At 34.9% G+C, this 3,955-nt stretch carries 5 protein-coding genes; 1 reads left to right on the top strand and 4 read right to left on the bottom strand.

Annotated features, from left to right (window positions below; genetic code table 11):
* The 4 genes from ACKPEB_RS13155 to ACKPEB_RS13140 all read right to left on the bottom strand — a co-directional run.
* On the bottom strand, positions 1 to 634 hold a 634-nt coding region (locus tag ACKPEB_RS13155; RefSeq protein WP_408965385.1), incomplete at its 3' end, for a hypothetical protein.
* Position 635: 1 nt separating this feature from the next.
* Positions 636 to 1,598, bottom strand: a complete 963-nt coding sequence (locus ACKPEB_RS13150) for a hypothetical protein (RefSeq protein WP_408965384.1) — start codon at positions 1,596 to 1,598, stop codon at positions 636 to 638.
* Positions 1,599 to 1,604: 6 nt separating this feature from the next.
* On the bottom strand, positions 1,605 to 2,573 hold the full coding sequence (locus ACKPEB_RS13145) for a hypothetical protein (protein ID WP_408965383.1): 969 nt from the start codon (positions 2,571 to 2,573) through the stop codon (positions 1,605 to 1,607).
* Positions 2,573 to 3,106: a hypothetical protein gene (locus ACKPEB_RS13140; RefSeq protein WP_408965382.1), complete on the bottom strand. Its 534-nt coding sequence runs from the start codon at positions 3,104 to 3,106 to the stop codon at positions 2,573 to 2,575. The genes ACKPEB_RS13145 and ACKPEB_RS13140 overlap by 1 nt, the downstream gene beginning before the upstream one ends.
* Before the next feature lie 215 nt (positions 3,107 to 3,321).
* On the opposite strand from ACKPEB_RS13140, the gene ACKPEB_RS13135 reads away from it, so the two are divergent.
* A partial coding sequence (locus tag ACKPEB_RS13135) for an NACHT domain-containing protein (RefSeq protein WP_408965381.1) occupies positions 3,322 to 3,955 on the top strand: 634 nt, incomplete at its 3' end.

Raw genomic sequence — 3,955 nt, 5'->3', positions numbered from 1 at the left:
GACTTTCATGAAAATACATTCTTACTGCATTAGAACTAACAAATCCTTTGTAAATCGATAAATATTTTGTTGAATCGTTTACTATCCTTTCAAAAATAGTACGTTTGATTGTATAAATTCCTCTTTGAATTTCAACAGAATAAGGAGGAATTTTAGGCGATGGGCGAGGTTTCGGGTCGTCGTCTATATCATCCAAACTCGGATCGGGTTCGGGTTCGGGTTCGGGTTCTTCCGAATCTTTACATTCTTCGGAATCAATTTTTTGAATATCAGAAAACAGAAATTGTCCCGCCAAATAAAAGCGTTGGATGTAAAAACATTTTATCCTAATAGTTTCAACTTTAATTAAGCTTAAAATATCAATTTCTCCTCCTCCCTGAGAATCAATAGAAACTCCTCCTAATCCGGGGATTTCTATTCCTACTCTTGCGCTTTCAATTTTTAAATCATCTTTATTAATTTTAAGCCCCGCAGTTACCCCATTTTTGCTCAAATCCCCTCCTATTTCTTCTTGAGATTCTTTAGCAGCTTCTGCTTTTAAATCTTCAACTTTTTCAGTGCTAATTCCTAGTCGCTTAGCAATATCAGAATTGCTATAGCTATAATCGCTCCATTCCGGTTTTTTATCAGGCATTTTAAAATCCTAAAAAGGTAAATATTCCGCCATTATAAGGGTCGGCATTGTTTTTCATATAAGATGAGATAATTGTATCTGGATATCCAGGTGTGGCTGGATTCTCGCAATCGAAACTTAGCACGTATCTAGTGTGGGAAGGCTTTAAAGTAAAAATTCCAGGTACAGGATCGATTTCTGAATAATAACTTTGTGACTTAACCCATCCTATTAAACTTAAATCTTGAATTAGATTTTCATCCAATTCAAGATTTATACCTGCTTCTAAAGAAATAACAGCTTTCATGATTGCTTCTATTGGGGTTAAGTTTATGATAATTTTTCGTCCTTGTCCTATAATTCCATTTTGAAAATTTATATTAAAATTTAATGTTTTTCCGGGTTGAAATTGATCTATAGCCCAAACTTTACATCCTGTTGTTTGACCATTGTTGGAGTCTATCAAAAGTCTTACGTTCTCTTCTCCGATGCTTGATAACTGAACAGGAGGCATAGAATATTTTAATCCAGTTTCAATTAATGGTCTAAGAATTAATTCTATTGGCATTTCATCATCTCCTAGCAAATAATTTCCTATTAAATAATCAATTTCAGAATCTTGTCTAACGATGACTTCAATAATAGCTTGTTCTTGGCACTCAGCTATTAATGCAATTCCGCCGTCTGAGGTATCTAAATATTCTCCTCCTATTAAAATATTTTTAGGGTGTTGGTTTTTGCTTTTAAAGTACAAATTGATATTGGCAGTATTTTCTGAGTTTAAGTCCTCCTTGTATTTAATATAAATTTCTCTGTTGGTTTTTGATGGAGTGGCAGGAACAATAATTAAAGGTTTGTTGGGTTCAAGCTGATAGTATCCTTCCTCAACATATCTATAGCTTGTGTTTAGCCCAGAAATCCCAGTTAAATCAATATTTCCATTTATTGCCTGTGATTTTAATAAAAAATTATTAGAGATTGGCATTTTTATTTACACCCCATAGAATTCTATCCATGATACAGAATTTTTATTAACTAATTTTCCCTCTTTATCTTTTCCTTCACACCAAACATACAATCCATCTTGAATTAAATATTCAGCCAATGGGGGTAAAAACTGATTCCCTCCTCCTGACCATTTAAAATTTCCTGATTCATAGCTTAAAGTTTCGCCCGGCAATAAATAGGGGCAATGAACCCCTATTAAATTAATATCAAAATTGAAATAAACTATTGATAATCCAGTATTTTGTAGATAAACAATTCTTCGTTTTGTTCCTGTTGTTGTTGGTAAAATTAAAATGGCAGTATTTAAGTTTATTGAAATATTGCCACTTGATTTAATTAATTGCTTTGTTGCAGTTCCCTGTTCGTAAGTAATTATCCCACTGTAGGCGCACCTAAATCTTAAATAATTATTATTTGCAAAAGTAGTTTGCTGTGTCGGTTTTTGAGTTATCGCTACTCCCAACTTATAATTTGGATCGCCTATATCAGATTGTTTTTTGCTAGTTAAAAAAGGGTTGATTAAATCGAGATAATATTCAGTCTGTTGATTGTAAAGCCATTTTCTGGCAATAGGTTGCCAGGAACTCCAGTTGTTGCCAATAAAAAAAGATTCAAACAACGTAATTTCTAGGGCGTAATTAGTTGCTGGATTAAATTCTGCCATCCATTCTAAATCTTCTGTTTGTCGTTTCAAAAGAGGAATTAAATCTTCATCATAATCTGGTAGTTTGTGTGGCTTGAACAATCCGGGAAGATAAGATATTAGTTGCAGGGTTTCTAGTGCGATTGAAAATGTGGGATGAATACTCCCCGCAGGTTTCAAGTCCTCAAAAATCCCTTTAAAATTTATTAATTCAAAAATTTGATTAACAGGAGAGTCATTATTCAAAGAAACCACGGGAACTCTTCCTGTAAATGCTCGTTCAACATTTTTGATACTATCAGTAGGCATTACAGGTACTCCACAGCATTTCTGTTTTCGCCGCTACCTGTAAAAGTAGTTTGAGTTTGAAGGCTAAAACTAAATTTAAACAAGGCATTATGATTAACTGGTGAGTTTAGTGGCACATCATTGATCTGCCACGAAGGATTTGATAATTTATTTGCAAAATTTGGATCATTACGCTTTTTCTCTCTTTCGGCTGCAATTATTAAATAAGCTCGTTCAACAAAAGCTTCAAGTATTGAACCATTAGCTTTAGAATCTCCTCCTGATCCTTCAGAATAGGTAATGCCTGTATAGGGGTTGGGGTAAGAAAATTCTAAAATTCCCGTAGTGCTATTACGGGTAATTGTGCAATAAACTGATGCCGACCCCGAAGCTATATCGGTATCTGTGTCTATTGTGTAGCTCAATAAATTGACGCCTTTATCATTTTTTGCTGCATCTCTTTCAATTCCTTGAATCATTGAGCAGAGAGTATAGAATTGATTCTCCAAAGTGGTCGCTGTTATGGTGGCGCCTGATCCCGGTGTGAACTGCATATTTATTTAAAAATATAAATGTAATTAAATTATATTTATATTTTTCTGCAATAACTAGGGCTAAATCCAGGGGGGTTGTAGATTAATTTGTAGATTATTTTGTCTCTACGTGCCAGAAAGCCTAGTGCAAGAGCTTTTGTGTGTGGATTCTGTTATACTAATTCTAAATTCTGACAACGGATAGGTTGCTGTTTTTTACAAATTCTAAACTTTCAATGGCACAATTGGCTTCTTCCAAAGTTGAGTTGCAAAATCGTCAAAAGGTACTGCTTCAGGTTCAAAAAGAAGTGAAGCAGTATCGGTTACAGTCGTTACATCGCGCGGTATTAACGCATTTGGCGCAGGAAACCCCCCCGTTAAAAATGCGACGAATTTGGGATGTAGAGTTAAAAGTCAGCCATCAACCCAGTGTTCGTTTAACACCGGATACGGGAATTATTCAAGTTTTTGATCGCTTAAATGGAAGATTATTAATTTTAGGGGCTCCGGGTTCAGGAAAAACGACAACGTTAATCGGATTAACTAAAGTATTAGTGGGTCGCGCGGAAACGGATGGGGAAGAACCTATTCCGGTTTTACTGAATTTATTAACCTGGAACAATCCAGAACAAACTCTCGCAGATTGGATTTTAGAACAACTTCATTTAAAGTATGGGATTGCTATTTCTATAGGCGAAAATTGGATGCAGCAACTTAAAATTTTACCTTTATTGGATGGGTTAGATGAACTTCCGATCCCGAAACAGGTTCAATGTGTTCAACAGATTAATCAATTGTTAAATGGAGAGATTGCACCGTTACATTTGGTGGTTTGTGCCAATGTTATTAGTTATCAAAAACTCCCTGAAC

The sequence above is a fragment of the Planktothrix sp. genome (assembly GCF_046067725.1).
Classification (GTDB): domain Bacteria; phylum Cyanobacteriota; class Cyanobacteriia; order Cyanobacteriales; family Microcoleaceae; genus Planktothrix.
Note: the sequence above shows the minus strand (reverse complement) of the source record. Positions and strands in the feature narration are given on the sequence as shown.